The 19,195-nt window shown below is 43.9% G+C and carries 14 protein-coding genes; 13 read left to right on the plus strand and 1 reads right to left on the minus strand.

Going from position 1 to position 19,195, the window contains the following annotated elements:
• Positions 1–106 precede the first annotated feature (106 nt).
• The 8 genes from A7D14_RS10700 (at position 107) to A7D14_RS10735 (ending at position 13,412) form a co-directional block, all read left to right on the plus strand.
• A complete protein-coding gene (locus A7D14_RS10700) occupies positions 107–3,127 on the plus strand; it encodes a SusC/RagA family TonB-linked outer membrane protein (protein WP_067034062.1) in 3,021 nt (1,006 codons plus the stop codon).
• A 74-nt stretch (positions 3,128–3,201) separates the two neighbouring features.
• Positions 3,202–4,755, plus strand: a complete 1,554-nt coding sequence (locus A7D14_RS10705) for a RagB/SusD family nutrient uptake outer membrane protein (RefSeq protein WP_176712406.1) — start codon at positions 3,202–3,204, stop codon at positions 4,753–4,755.
• A 59-nt stretch (positions 4,756–4,814) separates the two neighbouring features.
• The gene (locus A7D14_RS10710; protein WP_067034068.1) at positions 4,815–5,735 is read left to right on the plus strand and encodes a sugar phosphate isomerase/epimerase family protein; all 921 of its coding nucleotides are present in this window, start codon (positions 4,815–4,817) and stop codon (positions 5,733–5,735) included.
• A complete protein-coding gene (locus A7D14_RS10715; protein ID WP_255307437.1) occupies positions 5,732–7,447 on the plus strand; it encodes a GMC oxidoreductase in 1,716 nt (571 codons plus the stop codon). The genes A7D14_RS10710 and A7D14_RS10715 overlap by 4 nt, the downstream gene beginning before the upstream one ends.
• Positions 7,448–7,457: 10 nt before the next feature.
• Positions 7,458–8,450 carry a nucleoside hydrolase gene (locus A7D14_RS10720; RefSeq protein ID WP_067034075.1) on the plus strand — a complete coding sequence of 331 codons (993 nt, stop codon included), beginning with the start codon at positions 7,458–7,460 and terminating at the stop codon, positions 8,448–8,450.
• A gap of 47 nt (positions 8,451–8,497) precedes the next feature.
• Positions 8,498–9,076 (plus strand): gluconate 2-dehydrogenase subunit 3 family protein, encoded by a 579-nt coding sequence (locus A7D14_RS10725; RefSeq protein WP_067034078.1) that lies wholly within the window; start codon positions 8,498–8,500, stop codon positions 9,074–9,076.
• Positions 9,077–9,105: 29 nt separating this feature from the next.
• On the plus strand, positions 9,106–11,253 hold the full coding sequence (locus A7D14_RS10730) for a PQQ-binding-like beta-propeller repeat protein (RefSeq protein ID WP_067034081.1): 2,148 nt from the start codon (positions 9,106–9,108) through the stop codon (positions 11,251–11,253).
• A gap of 23 nt (positions 11,254–11,276) precedes the next feature.
• Positions 11,277–13,412 carry a PQQ-binding-like beta-propeller repeat protein gene (locus tag A7D14_RS10735; RefSeq protein ID WP_067034085.1) on the plus strand — a complete coding sequence of 712 codons (2,136 nt, stop codon included), beginning with the start codon at positions 11,277–11,279 and terminating at the stop codon, positions 13,410–13,412.
• Positions 13,413–13,446: 34 nt separating this feature from the next.
• Here A7D14_RS10735 and A7D14_RS10740 read toward each other — a convergent pair whose 3' ends face one another.
• The gene (locus A7D14_RS10740; RefSeq protein ID WP_067034088.1) at positions 13,447–14,352 is read right to left on the minus strand and encodes an AraC family transcriptional regulator; all 906 of its coding nucleotides are present in this window, start codon (positions 14,350–14,352) and stop codon (positions 13,447–13,449) included.
• 96 nt (positions 14,353–14,448) lie between these two features.
• On the opposite strand from A7D14_RS10740, the gene A7D14_RS10745 reads away from it, so the two are divergent.
• From A7D14_RS10745 to A7D14_RS10765, 5 genes are read left to right on the plus strand one after another with little or no spacing between them, the layout of a single operon-like run.
• Entirely contained in the window at positions 14,449–15,288 is an 840-nt protein-coding gene (locus A7D14_RS10745; RefSeq protein ID WP_067034091.1) for a phytanoyl-CoA dioxygenase family protein, read from the plus strand.
• Positions 15,289–15,314: 26 nt separating this feature from the next.
• A complete protein-coding gene (locus A7D14_RS10750) occupies positions 15,315–16,136 on the plus strand; it encodes a sugar phosphate isomerase/epimerase family protein (protein WP_067034094.1) in 822 nt (273 codons plus the stop codon).
• A gap of 20 nt (positions 16,137–16,156) precedes the next feature.
• On the plus strand, positions 16,157–17,284 hold the full coding sequence (locus tag A7D14_RS10755; RefSeq protein ID WP_067034097.1) for a Gfo/Idh/MocA family protein: 1,128 nt from the start codon (positions 16,157–16,159) through the stop codon (positions 17,282–17,284).
• Positions 17,281–18,306, plus strand: a complete 1,026-nt coding sequence (locus A7D14_RS10760; protein WP_218058527.1) for an aldo/keto reductase — start codon at positions 17,281–17,283, stop codon at positions 18,304–18,306. The genes A7D14_RS10755 and A7D14_RS10760 overlap by 4 nt, the downstream gene beginning before the upstream one ends.
• On the plus strand, positions 18,293–19,174 hold the full coding sequence (locus A7D14_RS10765; protein WP_067034100.1) for a creatininase family protein: 882 nt from the start codon (positions 18,293–18,295) through the stop codon (positions 19,172–19,174). The genes A7D14_RS10760 and A7D14_RS10765 overlap by 14 nt, the downstream gene beginning before the upstream one ends.
• Positions 19,175–19,195: the final 21 nt, after the last annotated feature.

Genomic DNA, 19,195 nt, shown 5'->3' on the forward strand with positions numbered 1-19,195 from the left:
TCTATTTTTTTAAATACTTATTTATGAAATATTTAAAAAAGGGCCTTCTTAAGAGCTTATTTGTAGGATTGTAGTACACTAAATTTTTTACCAAACAAACTAGCACATGAAATTTAAGATGAACAGAATTAAGAACTACGGGTGGGTTTTTGGGTTGATGCTTTTGGCGCTCAGCCCAAACTCAATTTTGGCCCAGAAACGGGTTACCGGAACAGTAACGGATCAATCAACGGGTGATCTTTTGCCCGGGGTGAATATCGTGGTAAAGGGAACGACCAACGGGGCATTGACGGATTTTGACGGAAATTTCAACATTGAAGTCATAAGTGAAAGTCCCACATTGATTTTTTCTTATGTGGGCTTTATTAGCCAAGAAGTGCCCCTGGGCAACGACACGAATCTTATTGTGGCAATGGAACCAGATATAGCGGCCTTGGAAGAGGTGGTGGTAATTGGTTACGGTACCCAAAATCGGGAGACGGTTACGGGTTCCATTGCCACAATAAAGGCGGATGAATTTAACTCGGGAACGATCAACGACCCACTGACTTTGATTTCAGGTAAAGTGGCGGGACTCTACACGAGCAACCCTACCTCTGATCCAAATGCAACTGCAGATTTCTCAATTCGAGGACCGGCAACAATTGCGGGTAACTCGCAACCCTTAATTGTCATAGATGGTATACCGGGGGGGAGCATGCAGTCCATTGCCCCTGCCGACATTGAATCCATCGATGTGCTCAAGGATGGTTCTGCTGCAGCTATCTATGGTTCCAGGGCAACTGCGGGTGTAATCATTATCACAACAAAAAAAGGCCGAGAGGGTGCCACCAAAATAAACTATGCGACCAATATGACAACCAACTTGGTTGCCAATAGATATGATGTCCTCAATGCCGCACAGTACATTCAGCTTTCCCAGGATGAGGGGTTCGCAGTGGATGATGCGGGCTATGATACCAACTGGTTCGATGAGGTGACAAGAACTCCAATAAATACATCCCACACCTTGTCCTTGAGTGGGGGAAGTGGAAAGACCAACTATTATGCCTCCATTAATTACAATACCTTTGAAGGTATCGACAAAGCTTCTGAAAGGGAGTTCTATAATGGGACACTACGGGTCAACACAAAGGCTTTGAACGATAAACTGGATTTTTCCTTTTTACTGAACAATTCGTTCAATGAAAGAAACTTTGCCAACTATGGGGCTTTGTCACAATCCCTCAAAATGAATCCAACATATCCGGTAAGGAATCCGGACGGGAGCTTTTACCAAAGACCGGATATTCCTTTTGGATTGCAATGGAACCCAGTGGCAAGCATGGAACACAATTCGAATAACACCAAGGAAAGGACACTTTTGGGAACGATTAAATTGGATTATCATTTTCTGCCAGAACTGACAGGGTCGCTTTCATATTCTTTAAACAAGACTGATATATTGGGGGGCTCTTTTAGCAGTCCTGAAGATTTCTTCCAACAAAGGGAAGGGCAAAATGGTAGTGCCTCAAGAAGTGAAAATAATACTACCAACAATATCGTGGAAACAACAGTGGCTTTTAACAAGGAGCTTGGGGACCATGATTTTAATGTTATCGGTGGATTCTCATACCAGAACACGTTCAATGAGGGATTTAGTGCCGGCAATAATAATTTTAACACAGATGCATTTGAGTACAATAATCTTGGCGCAGGATCGGCCTTGAACAACTTGACACCCAATTTCAATAGAAATGGAGTCTTTATGGGAAGTTATGCCAATGAAAGAACATTGGTGGCATTTTTTGGTCGGATGCTCTATAATTTCCAAAAACGATATTTGGTCAATCTTAGTGTCAGAAGGGAAGGGGCTTCCGTTCTTGGGGCCAACAACAAATGGGGAACATTTTATGGAATCTCCGGCGGTTGGGTATTAAGTAATGAACCATTTATGGAAAACGCTGGTTTTGTCAAGAATCTGAAATTGAGGGGAGGCTACGGGGTAACCGGAAATCAAGAGAGTCTTTCGCCATATCAGTCATTGGCCACCTTGGGGCCATTCTTTAATGGGACGCAAAACAGTTATTTTGGGGAGCCAGGCAATTCCATGTGGGTACAACCATATGGACCGTTGATCAACCCCAATCCATTATTGCAGTGGGAAACCAAAAAAGAAGTGAACATTGGTATGGATTTTACCTTCTTTAAAAATGGTTGGCTCAGTGGTTCAATTGACTATTACAAAAGAAAAATTGAAAATCTGGTAGGTAACTATAGTGCTCAATTGCCTTCGCAGATATATCCAAATATCTTTGCAAATGCGGGACTGATGGAAAACGAGGGCATGGAACTAGCCCTTGACCTGAAAATATTCCAAAATGACAAATTTCGATGGAACGCCACTTTTACCGGCGCTTATAACAAAAATGAGATTGTTTCCATTACCAGTGAACAATTCAAGGGTACTGCCCAAAACATTACAAGGGTAAGTGAAGGGGTAAGTATCCAGAGACTCGCTTCGGGTCAACCTGTGGCAGCTTTCTATGGAAGGGTTTTTGCCGGATTCAGTGAAGATGGGGATTGGCTGTTCAGGAACAGTGAAGGGGATGCCGTACCGCCAAGTGAAGTGGGGGATGCCGACTTTGCCTATTTGGGGAACAGTATCCCTAAATATAACCTAGGGCTTACCAATAACTTTAAGATCGGTAACTTTGACATGACCATACTGTTGCGAAGTGCCCTTGATTTTAAAGCGGTCAATGGTAAACGAATCTTTCATGAGAATATTTCCTATCTGTCCCGACAGAATCTTTTTGAGTCGGCATTGGACCAAAGGGTCAACAATTCCCCGACCTTTTCCAGTTACTATATAGAGGATGGGGGGTACCTTAAGTTGGATAATGTGACATTGGGGTACAGTCTTCCAATGGAAAATATTGGGTTTATCAGCAATTTGCGGGTCTTCTTGACCGGTTCAAACCTTCTGACCGTCACCAATTTTTCCGGTACAGATCCTGAAATGGGCTTAAATTACTACCCGGCAGACCCGAATGCAGAGGTTTCCGGGGGGCCAAGTGTAGAGTCGTACTATAATTATTATCCCAGAACACGCAATTTCACTTTGGGAATCAATGCAAGCTTTTAATTCAACAAGTGGATAATTCATAATAAGCCATTTATCGATTCAAGAATTGATTTATGTATTTTAAAAATAAAAAGATGAAAAATAACAGATATAAAAATTACGGACCCTTTGTTTTCTTTATGATCATTGCGCTAGTCTTTATGGGCTGCAGTGATTTGGAAGAAGAAGTGTACAGCGAAGAAACAGAAGATAATTTTTTCCAGAATGCCGATCAGGTCATGTCGGCCTATGTTCTGCCATACAGCTTTATGCAGACCCATGTCTATCAAGTACACTTTGCACTGCAAGAGCTTCCCACTGATGAAGTCGTTGCTCCCACTAGAAATGGGTATGAGGATCAGGATGGTCAATGGGTGCGCCTACATAGGCATACTTGGACATCCAGTGATTTGTGGATAAAATTGGAATGGGACAATCTCTTTCAGGCCATAGGCTACAGCAATTATTTTTTGGAAGTCATAAAGGATAAGGATTTTAGTGGAATGGACCTGCCCGTAAGTGTGGAGCAAATGGAAGCGGAGATAAAAATGGTCAGGGCACTCCATTATTATTGGGCCCTGAGTAGTTTTGGGAACATTCCCATTGTTGAGCAAGTCGGTGACCCCAACCCTGAAACAAAGTCCAGCGCAGAGGTCTTTGCATTTATTGAAAAGGAGATCAAAGAAAATATTCCAAAACTTGCTGAAAAAGGAAATTCCGGCTGGTATGGTCGATTCACCAAATCAGCGGCCCAGGCCTTATTGGCCAAACTCTATCTTAATGCCGAGGTCTTTACGGGAACACCCCGATGGGAAGATTGCATAACGGCCTGCAATACCATAATGAATGCTGATTTTACATTGGATGCCACTTGGGATGCGCCATTTATGATCAACAATGAAAATAGTGATGAAAATATATTCGTGGTTCCATTTGATGCCAACAATGCGGCACAGTTTAATTTTGTGCAGCAAAACCTGCATGAGGAGATTCTATTCAATAAATATAATGTCAGTTATTATGGGTGGCACAAGTTTAGCAGTCAAGAATCATTTTTCAATTTATATGGATCAAATGATTTTCGCATAGATCAATGGGTGGTTGGACTACAGTCTTACATCGATGAGAACGGTGATGAACAACCCATTTGGAGTTGGATCGATGGCCAGATGAACATTACTCCTGAGATAACAGCTTTGCAGAGTAACGATACTGGTTGGGAAGAGGGAGCAATGAACATCAAGTACGAGGTTGAAGTTGGAGGATTGGAAAATATGAGCAATGATATGGTCATTTTCCGTTTGGCCGATATCATGTTGATGAAAGCAGAAAGCCTCATGCGTCTCAACTCGGGAATTGCGTCCCAAGAAGCCGTCGAGTTGGTCAATGAGGTAAGGTCCCGAAGCTTTGCCCCTGATGACCCAGAGGCTCAGTACAACACTTCAAACTTGACTTTGGACGAACTATTGGATGAACGTGGACGGGAACTATCATATGAAATGCACCGTAGGGAAGATTTTATTCGTTTTGACAAATACACGGAACCTTGGTGGGAAAAGTCGGAGTCTGAGAAATATAGGGAGTTATACCCCATACCCTTTGATGTAATAACCGCAAACCCTGCTTTGGAACAGAATCCAGGATATTAATATTGGTTATTTTGTGGGGCCTCCAATGTTGAGAGCCTTTGAGCCTAAAGATATAGCAAATGAAAAATAATGGTTATTCACGTCGGAAATTTGTCAAAGCGACCACCTGTTTGGCTGGAACGGCAATGGTAGGAAGTGTTTTTCCCATGGAAGCCTTTGGTGGGAACGGAACCAACGGAAATGTTGTCCTAAGTGGCCACCTTTGGATCTATGCGAGCAGGTTTCCTCCCGATTGGGACTGTACCCCTATTTTGGAACAGGTGTTCGACGATTTCGCATATAGTGGGATGCAAGGAGTGGAAATAATGGAATCGATGCTGAGGCGTCCAGAAAGCATTTCCTATTTGAAGGAGTTGGCGGATAAATATGGAATACCAGTAACGGGCTGTTCGTATTACGGTGATATGTGGGATAGGTCCCAACATGTTGAATTAGTAGAAGATATTGAACTGGTGGTTGAAAATTTGCATAAGCTGAATGCCAAAACCTTTGGTATTACTGTTGGGGACGCCGGTCACAAAAAGACAGAATCAGAACTTGATGCCCAAGCGGATTTGGTCAGGAAAATAATCGCCATTTGTGAAAAGAATGACGTGGAGGCCAACCTGCACAACCATAATTTCGAGGTGGAAAACAACCTTCACGATTTTAAGGGAACCATAGAAAGGGTCCCAGAGATCAAATTGGGCCCTGATGTCAGTTGGCTTGTACGTGCAGGGGTGGATCCTGTGTGGTTTATCCGAACTTATGGGGAGCGCATGGTCTATTTGCATTTAAGGGATCAACATCATGATGGTAAATGGACACGGGCATTGGGCGAGGGAATCACTGATTTCCCTGCTATTGCCCGAGAACTTAAAAAGGTTGGTTTCAAGGGAAGGGCCGCCATAGAATTGGCTGCTGAGGATAATGTTGTAACAGCGGTTAGAGAGGATTGGAAGAAAAGTAGGGATTATGTTCAAAATGTATTTGGCTGGTGATTGAGGAAGTGAATTTGCCCAATATCAATGGTAAAGGGGTTAAAGAAAATACTTTTGATGCCATTGTGATTGGCTCGGGAATTACAGGGGGATGGGCAGCGAAGGAACTTTGCGAAAAGGGATTGAAGACGCTTGTGCTCGAAAGGGGACGAAATGTAGAGCATATCAAAGACTATCCCACCGCAACAAAGCATCCATGGGAATTGCCCCATCGGGGGAAATTGCCGGACAAAGTGATTGAAGAGAACCCAATCGCAAGTAGTTGTTATGCCTTCGATGAATCCACCGAGCATTTTTTTGTCAAAGACCATGAACATCCCTATGAGCAGGTCAAACCATTTCATTGGATACGCGGATATCAGGTCGGTGGAAAATCCTTGATCTGGGAACGTTGGACACAACGATGGAGCGACCTTGACTTTGAAGCCAACGCCAAGGAAGGTGTTGCAGTCGACTGGCCCATACGATACAATGACATCGAGAAATGGTACTCCTATGTCGAGCGTTTTGTGGGAATAAGTGGCAACAAGGACAATATCCCACATTTGCCCGATGGTGAATTTCTTCCCCCAATGGAAATGAATTGTTTGGAAAAGCATTTCAAGGCCCGCCTAGAGGAAAATTATCCTGACCGTTGGTTGATTACATCCAGAACTGCAAATTTGACCAAAAGTTTACCGGGAAGGGCGGCTTGCCAGTACAGGGACCGTTGTGCAAGGGGGTGTCCGTTCGGAGCTTATTTCAGCTCCAATTCCGCGACCCTGCCCGCAGCCATGGCAACCAAAAATCTCACCTTGCAAAGCCATGCAGTTGTAGATTCAATCATTTATGACGAGCAATCCCAAAAAGCTAAGGGTGTCCGTGTGATCGATGCGAAGACCAAACGGATGTCAGAGTATTATGCCAATGTCATTTTTGTAAATGCTGGAACCATTAATTCCACTATGATTTTGCTCAACTCAACTTCTCAAAGGTTTCCCAATGGATTGGGCAATGACAGCGGGGCATTGGGTCATTATCTGATGGATCATAACTATCGGGGCACCTTGGGAGGCGTGTATGAAGGATTTCAGGACAGTTATTATTATGGACGAAAGCCGACAGGGGTTTATTTGCCAAGATTCAGAAATGTCGGTGATGATATACAAAACAATTTTCTCCGCGGCTACGCCTTTGCGGCCGGAGGAGGACGAAGAATGGGCAGGGAATCTGACCAAAGGTTCGGTCCTGCTTTCAAGGAATCCTTGACCCAAGCCGGTAAATGGGATCTCTGGATGACAGGAATGGGAGAGTGTCTTCCCTATAAAGAGAACAAAGTCACCCTGTCAAAGGACCATAAGGATGAATGGGGGATGCCACAGGTAAGGATAGATTTTGAATTTAAGGAAAATGAACTAAATATGTTGGATGACCTTTTGGTGTCAGGGGCCGAAATGCTGGAAATCGCTGGATTTAAGGATATTGAGGCCTACGACAACAATCAACCCCCGGGCTTGGGAATCCATGAAATGGGGACCGCCCGTATGGGACGTGACCCCAAGACATCAGTGTTGAACGGAAATAATCAGGTGTGGGGGGCAAAAAATGTCTTTGTCACCGATGGCTCCTGTATGACCTCAAATGCGTGTCAAAATCCGTCATTGACCTATATGGCACTCACAGCAAGGGCAGTTGATTACGCCGTTGGGGAATTAAAAAAGCAGAATTTATAAGTTTTGTCCTATGAAGTTACGGATCATTGTTTTTATCACTGTTTGCATTGCGTCCATGTTTTGGGTACATGCCCAGAGCAAGGCTGTTCCGGTTATTTTTGATACCGACATGGGCCCTGATTATGATGATGTAGGGGCTATTGCGATGTTACATGCATTTGCCGATAATGGGGAAGCAGAAATTCTGGCCACTATGGCCAGCACAAAATATGAAGGGGTGGCCTCAGTATTGGATGTCTTAAACACCTATTTTCAAAAACCGGACATTCCGATAGGAGTTCCAAAGGGTAATGCCTTATTGTTAAAGGATTTCCAGCATTGGACCGATACATTGATAGCCAAATACCCCCACTCGCTAAAGAGCAATAAAGAGGCTCCAGATGTGGTACGACTGTATCGGAAGATTCTCTCGCGTCAACCCGATACCAGTGTTACCTTGATAACCGTGGGTTTTTTGACCAATATTGCAGCTGTTTTGAGATCACTTCCTGATGATATATCCCCCATGACGGGCGAAGAGTTGCTTCACCGAAAAGTGAAACGGATGGTCAGTATGGCGGGAAAGTTCCCAAAAGGTTTGGAATTTAATATTGAAGAAGACTCGAATTCGGCAATTTTTGCCTTTAACCGATTGAAGGTTCCAATTGTTTTCAGCGGGTTTGAAATTGGCGACAAGATTTTGACTGGTCTGCCCTTGGTGAATGACAAAAAGGTGCAACATAGCCCAATCAAGGATGTTTATAGCATAAGCATTCCTAAAGCCGAAAGTGATAGGAACGGAAGAATGAGTTGGGACCAAACTGCGGTATTGGTTGCTGTCAAAGGCTATTCCCCCTTTTTTAAAGTGAAGTCCGGAACCATTGTGGTCAATAAAGATGGAAGCAATGTTTGGGATGATGGAGGTAGCGGACACCACCATCTTATAACTATTCGGCCCCATGAGGAAGTTCGTACTTACATCGATAGTTTGATGAGGCATCAACCACGAATATTCAAAAATTAAATTATCTGTCCTTTTGACACATTCACTCAATTAAACAATTCAAGATTATGGAGAGGCGCGAAGCTCTAAAACATGTTGCGTTCCTTATGGGTGGGACTATTGTAACATCCACCGCATTTTTGTCAGCTTGTAAAGAGGGAAAAAAGGGAAAAGCCATCGGGGAGGAACATTTTTCAAAATCGGATTTGGGTTTGATTGCTGAGATTTGTGAAACTATAATTCCCACAACAGATACCCCGGGAGCCAAGGAGGCCGGGGTCCCTTTCTTTGTGGCAACCATGATTGTGGATTGTTACGACAAGGAGGTTTTGGATAACTTCAAAAAGGGTCTTGGTACAATGGCCAGATCATTCAAAAAGGAATATGGCCAATCCTATCAAGACAGCAGTTTAGAGGAAAGAACCAGCTTTTTAAATAAACAAGAAGATGATATGGAGGCGTATTATCGCACAAAATCAGATGCTGATCCAGAGCATTATTATAGGGTCTTTAAAGAATTGGTGCTCCTAGGATTTATCACTTCAGAGATTGGATGTACCATGGCCTTGGAGTATGTTCCCGTGCCAGGCCGTTATGAGGGCTGTATACGGTATGATCGGGTAAATAAGGCCTGGGCACCGAACTAAGTATGAATACATATATAAAGATATACTATATGAATCACTTTCAAATTGCCCTAAGAGCAATTATTTTTTTTGTAATCACTGCCTTATTTCATGGGTGCCAGGAATCAAAGGTTAAAGTAGACAGCGGGTGGGGTGAATATCTTGGCGGTCCAGAAAGGAACCAATATTCGCACCATGACCAAATAGATTCCTCAAATGTAGGGGAGTTGCAAATCGCTTGGCAATACCATACTGGGGAAATGGGTCAGATCCAATGTAATGCAATAATGGTCGACAGTACCCTATATGGGATGACCGCAACAACACAGCCCTTTGCGATAAATGCGGCCACTGGAGAAGAGTATTGGAGTAAGCGAGCAACAAATGATAACGAGCTGAGCACCTCACGAGGACTGGTATATTGGGAGGAAGGGGAAGATAAACGGATATTGTATACCAGCGGGGAATGGTTATATGCGGTGACGGCCGAAGCAGGTCAGCCCATCCCTTCTTTTGGTGAAGGTGGAAGAATCAGTCTAAAGGCAGGGCTCGGTGATACCGCTAAAAACAAAATGGTAATTTCCAATACTCCCGGAACAGTTTATGAGAACCTTATCATTATGCCCCTAAGGTTGTCTGAAGGGACCGATGCTGCCTTGGGCCATATACAGGCTTTTGATATACGAACGGGAAAAGTGGCCTGGACCTTCCATACTATCCCTGGACCAGGTGAATTTGGATATGAGACTTGGCCAGAGGACGCCCATAAGAACACTGTGGTCGGAGGGGCCAATAATTGGGCCGGTATGGCAATCGATCGTAAAAGGGGGATTGTTTATGTCCCGACCGGATCTGCTGCCCATGACTTTTATGGGGGGAACCGTAAAGGCGCCAATCTTTTTGCAAACAGTCTATTGGCCCTAAATGCCCAGACCGGAGAACGGATATGGCATTATCAAATGGTACACCATGATATTTTGGACCGGGACCCACCCGCTCCGCCAAATTTGTTGACCGTGACCATAGAAGGTAGGAGAATCGATGCGGTAGCACAGGTGACCAAGCAAGGATATGTTTTTTTATTCAATCGGGAAACAGGAGAGCCCTTGTTTCCAATCGAAGAAAGACCTGTTCCTGCATCCACCGTTACCGGTGAAACAGCTTGGCCTACCCAGCCATTTCCGACAAAACCTGAACCCTACGCCAGACAAACTTTTGAAGAATCCGATATCAGCCCTTTGGCAGAGAACAGGGAGGAATTGATCAAAATCTTTCGTGCAAGCAGATCTGAAGGACCATTCACACCCCTTAGTGAAAACGGGACCATTATTTATCCAGGCTTGGATGGCGGGGCTGAATGGGGCGGTGCCGCTGTAGATCCGGAAGGTATTCTGTATCTCAATAGTAGTGAAATGCCATGGCATATTGCATTGGAGGCCGCTGCCACGGAGGATGAGCTTAATGAACTTGGTACAGGTGAGCGGTTATATACCCTAAATTGTGTGGCTTGTCATGGTGCTGATCGAGAGGGAAACCCACAAAGTGGCTTTCCCTCCCTTGAGGAAATTGGAAACCGAAGGGATCCAAAGTTCATCAATACAGTGATTCAAAAGGGAAAGGGAATGATGCCCGCATTCAATAAGTTTTCCGAAAATGAACTGAAGGCCCTGATGGCATTTTTGCTGGAACAGGACCAGCCAGAATTGGACATCAAGGAACCTGGTTTGGGAAAAGGGTCCAATGGCAAACCAAAAATACCGTATGAAATCTCTGGCTACACCAAATTTTTGGACAAGAACGGTTATCCTGCTGTTCGCCCACCATGGGGAACACTGAATGCCATTGACTTAAATACCGGGGAATACGTTTGGAAAGTTCCCTTTGGGGAATTTCCGGAACTGACGGCCAAAGGCATTCCGATAACTGGATCCGAAAGCTATGGAGGTCCCTTGGTAACGGGCAGTGGGTTATTGTTCATTGGTGGAACCAAGGACGGTAAGTTCAGGGCCTATAATAAATATAGTGGTAAATTGTTATGGGAAACCCAGCTCCCTGCCGCCGCTTTCGCAACACCTTCTACCTACATGCTCAATGGGAGGCAGTATATTGTGATAGCCTGCGGAGGAACCAAGTTGGGGGCAGAAAAAGGGGACAGTTATGTTGCCTTTGCCTTGCCCGATGATTTGAAAGTTAAATAAAACCCTAGAAATAAGGAGTTTCAATGAGATTACAGAGTGTTTTTTTAGCTGCAGTATTCATATTAGCATTATTGTTCTCAGGCTGCAGCGAGGATGGGAGTGCGCCGTTGTCCAAGAACAACGATTGGGGCGAATATTTGGGAGGGCCAGATCGGAACCATTATTCAACCCTAGAACAGATTGACACCTCAAATGTACATCAAATGAAGGTAGCTTGGGAATACCATACGGGTAGTCCAGGTCAAATCCAATGCAACCCTATTGTAGTGGATGGAACCTTGTATGGGATGACGGCCACCACCCAGCCTTTTGCGATTAATGCTGCAACTGGGCAGGAGTATTGGAGGAAGAAAAGCGAAGGAATCGATAAGTTCAGTACCAGTCGTGGTCTGGTTTATTGGGCTGATGGAAAGGATAAGCGTATTCTTTATACCAATGGCGAGTGGCTCTACGCCGTTGACGCAAAGACAGGCCAGGCCATTTCTTCCTTTGGAATGGATGGGCGAACAAGTTTAAAAAAAGGCCTTGGCGAAACCGCTCAAAAAAAAATGGTGATTTCCAATACTCCGGGTACAGTATACAAAAATTTGATCATCATGCCGCTTAGGGTATCGGAAGGGGCTGATGCCGCTTTGGGACATATCCAGGCGTTTAATATTAAAACCGGGGAATTGGAATGGGTCTTTCATACCATACCCGAACCAGGGGAATTTGGGCACGATACTTGGCCCAATGAAAGCTACCGGAACACCGAAGTGGGCGGGGCCAATAATTGGGCCGGTATGGCCATTGACAGGGAAAAGGGGATTTTATATGCACCTACTGGATCGGCAGCCTATGATTTTTATGGTGCCAAAAGAAAGGGAAGCAATTTGTTCGCCAATACTTTATTGGCCCTTGATGCCTCCACAGGTAAGCGAATTTGGCATTATCAATTGGTCCACCATGATATTTTGGACCGGGATCCGCCCGCGCCCCCGAACCTGGTAACGGTAACCCATGACGGGCATACAATAGAAGCCGTGGCACAGGTCACCAAACAAGGATTTGTATTTGTATTTGATAGAGAAACAGGGGAGCCTTTGTTTCCCATTGAAGAAAGGCCAGTTCCTGTATCGGATATTCCAGGTGAACATAGCTGGCCCACCCAGCCTTTCCCTACCAAACCGGCACCCTTTGCCAGACAGGGTCTCACGGAAGCGGATCTTAGTCCGTATGCAGAGAACAAAGAGGAGATTTTAGAAACCCTGAGAAAAAATCGCAAGGAGGGTCCTTTTACCCCTCTGAGCACCGGGGGTACCTTGGTCTTCCCAGGTTTGGATGGTGGTGCTGAGTGGGGAGGTGCCGCAGTCGATCCGGAAGGAATTCTATATGTCAACAGCAATGAAATGGCTTGGCAGTTGGGGCTAGGTCCAACTGCGTCGAAAGAAGTATTGGAAAACCTTTCCGAAGGCGAACGTCTGTACAAGCTCAACTGTGCCACCTGTCATGGGGACGAACTTCATGGAAACCCTGAAAGTGGCTTCCCGGCATTGACAGATATCGCAACAAAATTGAAGCGTCAAGAGGTTGAAGCGATTGTTGCAAATGGCAAGGGGATGATGCCCGGTTTCTCTAAATTTTCAGATAGGGAGAAAGAGGCTTTGATCGCCTTTCTCCTTAAGCTTGAAAAAGAACCTAAGGTGGCGTTAAAGGAACCAGGGTTGAAACGGAGTTCTGGAACAGAACCGTCCATTTCCTATGAGATAAACAGTTTTGGCAAGTTTTTGGACAGTAATGGTTACCCCGCCATTAAACCGCCTTGGGGCACATTGAACGCCATTGACCTCAATACAGGCGACTACCTATGGAAAATACCTTATGGGGAATATCCCGAACTTTCGGACAAAGTCCCTGGAACGACAGGAGCAGAAAGTTATGGTGGCCCTGTTGTTACAGCTAGTGGCTTGTTGTTCATTGCTGGCACAAAAGATAGTAAGATAAGGGCATTTAAAAAGACCGATGGAAAACTGTTATGGGAAGCGAAACTGCCGGCTCCTGCTTTTGCCACCCCAAGCACCTATATGGTAGATGGAAGGCAATATGTGGTAGTGGCCTGTGGAGGTACCAAACTGGATGCTATCGAAGGGGATAGCTATGTGGCCTTCGCCCTTCCTTGAACAATCTTGAAAATAGGCATTCTTGAATCTTGAATCAGTTCTCTGAGAAATATGCTTTTGGGGAAATACCAAAGTTTTGTTTGAAAATTTTGTAAAATTGGGAATAGCTCCCAAAACCCACTTGGTAACACGCCTCACTTATACTGTAACTGGGATTTTTGCTCATACAGTCCACAAATTTCTCCATTTTTAATTTGTTCTTATAATCAACAAGGCTGCAACCGATTTGCTCATTGAACAACCTACTGAGGCGGGACACGCTCACCCCGCATTCATAAGATAACTCACTAAGGCCAAAGTCTTTTTCAGGGAAGCGCTGTAAAAGATTTAGTGCCTTTTCAATGGATGGGTTCAACATTTCCTTGTTTTCATCATTGCCCTCGGTAAGATAAAGGTGCCAGCATACAGTCATAAGGTACAATAGACCGGCATTTAACAATATAGGGTCCGAATGAAGATACTCCGAATTATTTTTAAAGCCAAAGGCCCGGCCGGAATAGTAATAGGCAGGTGAAAGAACCTTTTTGTCATTCAAACTACATAAGGATGCACATACTTTTTCCAATTTCTCCATGGATGGTAACGAAATCCTCCGGCAAAAAGACCCTATTGGATTTTTTTCGGAAAGTGCTTTGTATTTTTCATCCAATAAGATGGTCTTTTTAAGAATCTCCTCCTTAAAAACAATTACATACATTTTAAACTTGGAATCGGTTTTGATAAGTTGATGTTCCTGTCCAGGAAAAAGCCAAACCAAATTGCCACGTGCCAATCGGTATCGCTGATCGGAAAGCAGATATTCAGCGGAGCCCCTGATGACAATATTAAGTTCAAGTTCCTTATGGTGATGGGGACCGTTCATCACGGTTCTATGATTTTTAGAATCATATAAAAAAACAAAGCCATGGTGGTCCTTTTTTATATTAAGCTCTTCCTTCATCCTCACAAATTTTAATCACTATTATACTTAAAATGAAAAGTAGTTTCCTTTAAAACCTCATAAATTTCGCATAATTTAATTCAATTATTCTCAATAATGAAAGTAAATTCTAAAGAAAAAGAAAAATTCAATGAAAATGGTTTTATAATTGTACGTAAACTTTTTTCAAACAAAGAGATTACCAAATTAATTGAAAAAGCCCGCAATGACCAACAATTGGACAAGGCCTCGACTTCTATGGATGATGGTAAGGGCAATGCTGTGCGATTGTCTCTTTGGAACCATCCTGGTGATGGGATTTACGGTATGTTCGCCAGGTGCAACAAGCTTGTGGACCGTGTTGAGGAGCTACTGGATGGTGAAGTGTACCACTACCATTCCAAAATGGTCTTTAAAGATGCGAAGGTCGGAGGTGCATGGGCATGGCATCAGGACTATGGGTATTGGTACCAAAACGGCCTATTGTTCCCAGAACTTTGTAGCGTCATGATCGCAGTTGACCGAGCCACTAAGGAAAATGGTTGTCTTCAGGTAATTAGGGGGTCCCATAAAATGGGCCGTGTAAACCATATTCTAAGTGGAGACCAGGCTGGGGCGGATATGGAAAGGGTAAACGAGGTCCTAAAAGTAAGGGAAAAGGTTTATTGCGAAATGGAGCCTGGAGATGCACTTTTTTTTCATTCGAACCTCCTGCATGCATCGGACGCCAATAAGTCTGAGCATCCACGTTGGTCCATGATCTGTTGTTACAACAAAGCATCCAATAATCCCTTCAAGGATTCACACCACCCTTCCTATACAAAATTACATAAGGTAAGGGATGAGATGATACTCAAGGTGACGGTTGATGCGGATTGCAATTCAGGGATTGAGTATGCCAATCTTGGCAAGGATGACAAGAGTGCCAAGGACCTCGGAAAATCAATTGGGGAATAAAATTATCATAATAAAAATGTCATATCATGAAACTTGGAATTATTAACAGTGCTTTTGAACAGGCCGGGGTCGATACCAAGACTGGTCTGGAGCACATCGCAAGAATAGGCTTTGATACAGTGGATATTTTTCCAGAGCCAATGACTATTGATCAAAAGGAGATTGATCTTATCACGAATATTTGTGGAAAAAACAATTTACCCATTACCTCTGTCGTAATTGTCGCTTTCGGACTGGTCGACTTTAATGAACCCGTACGAAAATTTCATGTGGAGAGAGTGAAAAGGGCAGTGGACCTGACCCATAAATTTGCCGCTCGAAATGTTCTTTTGGTACTTGGCGAGTATGTATGGCAAAAAGAAGTGATACAGCCCGAGCAACAATGGAATTGGGCTGTCGAACATGTGAGGGAGATCGGTGAGTATGCGGGAAAATTTGGAGTGGAGATTGCCTTGGAGCTCGAACCTTTTCGTTTGAGTCTTCTCAATAGCATACCTAGTATGGTTCAGTTCATAGATGACTGCAAACTTCCCAACATCAAAGCCAATATTGATATCAGCCATTTGGTATTAGCGGATACGGGGCCGTCCGAGTTGTCTCTGCTCATGGGCAAGGCCGCTCACGTCCATATCAGTGATTGTGATGGAAAAGTGCATGGTGACTTGCCGCCGGGAAGGGGTGTGGTCAAATTTGCACCCTATTTGCAAGCAATAAAAGAATTGGGTTTTGACGGTTCTGTTTCATTGGAACTCGAATATTCACCCGACCCATCAAAAATAGTGGAATGGGTAGAAGAAGCTTACCGTTCTACAGACAAACTAATGCAACAGGTTGGATTAAGATATTAAAAGTAAACAACACATTCAAAATGGGTTCTAAAAGTGATGGGTATGGTTTAAGTGATAAAAAAGGGAGCGGGAAAATTGAGGTCCCCAAAATAAATTTTCTGCCCCAAAAGCCTAGGTCGTACAACCCAAAAATCGGATTGATCGGCGCTGGGGGAATTAGCGATTATCATTTAAAAAATTACAAGTTGATGGGGCTGGATGTGGTTGCCATTGCCAATAGGACCCTCTCAAAGGCAGTAGCCCTTAGGGATAAATATTACCCTAAAGCCAAGGTTTATGATGATTATCAAGAATTATTGAACCTTGATCATATCGAGGTGGTCGATATTACCCCCCACCCTGAGGATAGACTTCCAATTATCAAGGAAGCATTGAGGTCAAACAAGCATGTATTGAGTCAAAAGCCCTTTGTGCTTGATCTAGATGAAGGTAGGGGACTGGTGCAGATGGCCAAGGAAAGGGGCTTAAAGTTAGCTGTCAACCAAAATGGAAGATGGGCTCCCCATTTTAGCTATATGAGGGAAGCCATCAAAACAGGAATTATTGGAAGGCCGGTTTCCGTCGATTTTTCTCTCCAATGGGACCAAACCTGGATTGAGAATTTACCTGCATTCGAAGACCTTTACCATATGGTACTTTTCGATTTTGCCATCCATTGGTTCGATATTGCAGTGTGCTTTATGCAAGGTCAAGATCCCAAGAGCATTTATGCTTCCGCAATAAAATATGATGGTCAAAAATATAGTCCACCGGCCTTGGCATCCTGTATCATCAATTACGATCAGGCCCAAGTACGAATGGCATTCAACGCCCATACACTGCTGGGCGAAGAAGATGTAACCACCATTGTCGGTACAAAGGGCACGCTCAGAAGTCGTGGACCTGGACTGAATGACCAACCAACAATGGAAATCTTTACAGAAAAAGGAATGGCAAGAGTGCCACTTGAAGGTTGCTGGTTCAAAAATGGATTTCAGGGAACAATGGGGGAATTGCTGCTTTCCATTGAGGAGGATAGAGCTCCGTCCAATAGTGCTGAGAACAATTTGAAAAGCCTGGAATTGTGCTTTGCAGCGATAGAAAGTGCCAATCATAACAGGGTTGCCATTCCGGGGCAAGTCATGAAATATGAACCAAATCGGTCATGATCGTTAAATCAAAACAATTTATGGGTGGGGAAAGGACCAACTTTGCCAATTCGGACATAGAAGTATCCAAACTCTGCTTTGGCGCTTGGGGTTTATCCGGAATCTTTGGGCAGAGTTCAGAAAAGGAATTAATAAGGGCAGTGATCAATTGCCTTGAAAAAGGTGTGAATTTTATTGATACTGCACGGGATTATGGAGAATCAGAACGTATAGTTGGCAAGGCACTGCGGGAATTTAAGGGGGAGGAACCTTTCCTTGCCACCAAAATCCAATCGAAAGGGCCGGGCATGGTTCGCTGGGGCATGCCACGTGATGTCGAAGAAGTTTACCCAAAAGGTTGGATAACCAAGAGCTTGGATAAGAGTTTGCGGGAGCTTGGGGTGGAAAGGGTCAATCTTGTCCAACTTCATCTTTATTGGAGTAATTGGGGATTGGAAGGATATTGGATGGATGAACTTCAAGGACTCAAGGAAAAGGGAAAGATAGATTTTTTGGGTATCTCTCTTCCTGACCACAGACATGAAAACGCATTGGTAATAGCCAATAGCGGATTGATTGACTCCATTCAAACCATAGTAAATGTTTTTGACCCACTTGCTTTTGACAGTTTAATTCCACTCTGTCAAAAGAAGAATATAGCCGTATTGGCGCGATGTGTGTTGGATCAGGGAGGTCTTAGTGGATTTTTGACACAATCAACAAAATTTGAAGAGGGTGATTTGAGAAAAACTCTTTTTTCAGAAAGAATAAGGGAGGAATATATAGCGCGAGTGGATGCGTTGAAGCAATATATTCCATTGCACGCTTCAAGCTTAACATCCCTTGCCATCAAATTTGTTCTTGCACATCCAGGGGTAACATCTGCACTTATATCGATGCACATTGAAAAATTTGCCAATGAGAATATTGCGGTACTTGATGAACCCCCCTTGCCAGATTCTGTGTTTCAAGAAATTAGGACACATCACAGATGGTACAAAAATTTGTTTAACGAGGTATACTGGTCGGATGGCATCTATTGAGAATGGCCCCAGTGCCAAATGGTCTGAACTGTTGCCCGATACGTTTCTGGAAAGACAACAAAAGTGTCCCATAGTATATCTACCTATGGGACTATGTGAACCCCATGGACATATTTCCGCATTCGGATTGGATACCATTAAGGCGGAATTTATTTGTAATGCAGTTGCAAGGGAAGTTGGCGGGATTGTAGCGCCCACACAGGGATACCATATCCATGAGTCTGGCTATCATGCCCCTTGGTTGGAGGAGGTCCTGGGCAATGCCAATCCATATATGGCTTCTATTCCCCCGTTTATTTTGTTACATCTTTTCCTTTATCAGCTAAGGGCATTTTCAAATGCCGGCTTTAAAGGGGTCGTGGCAATAACCGGGCATGCGGGAGGTAACGAAATGGATTTGAGAATGGTCGCTACCAATTTTATGAGAATTAGTCCAATGAAGGTAGAGGTGAGGGCGGATCCTGAGCTTGTTGTTGGGAGGTACAATGGTGATCATGCTGGAAAGTACGAAATATCCCAATTGATGTACATCCGACCTGATTTGATAAATATGTCCAAAATTTCAAGACAGTACGAGGATAAATTATTGGGAAGATTCGCCTTAGGGCATGATGCTCTTGAAGCATCACCGCAATTGGGTGAAAAAATTATGAATGCCTGCATCAAAAAAACGTGTGAAATAGCGACAAACCTCGACCAGTCAATCGATAGGGACAGTGAAATAGACCACATAAATATTGAACAAACAGAATTAGTATGGAAAGACATCATGGCTGCAAAGAGCAAATGGGTCACCAATAAATTATTTGATGGGCAAAGTGGGGCCAGTATGGATTCCAAATGGAAAATCTATGAAGACCTAACCTAGACCTTTACCGTTGATATGTAA

Source organism: Allomuricauda sp. CP2A, from assembly GCF_001683915.1.
Lineage (GTDB): Bacteria > Bacteroidota > Bacteroidia > Flavobacteriales > Flavobacteriaceae > Flagellimonas.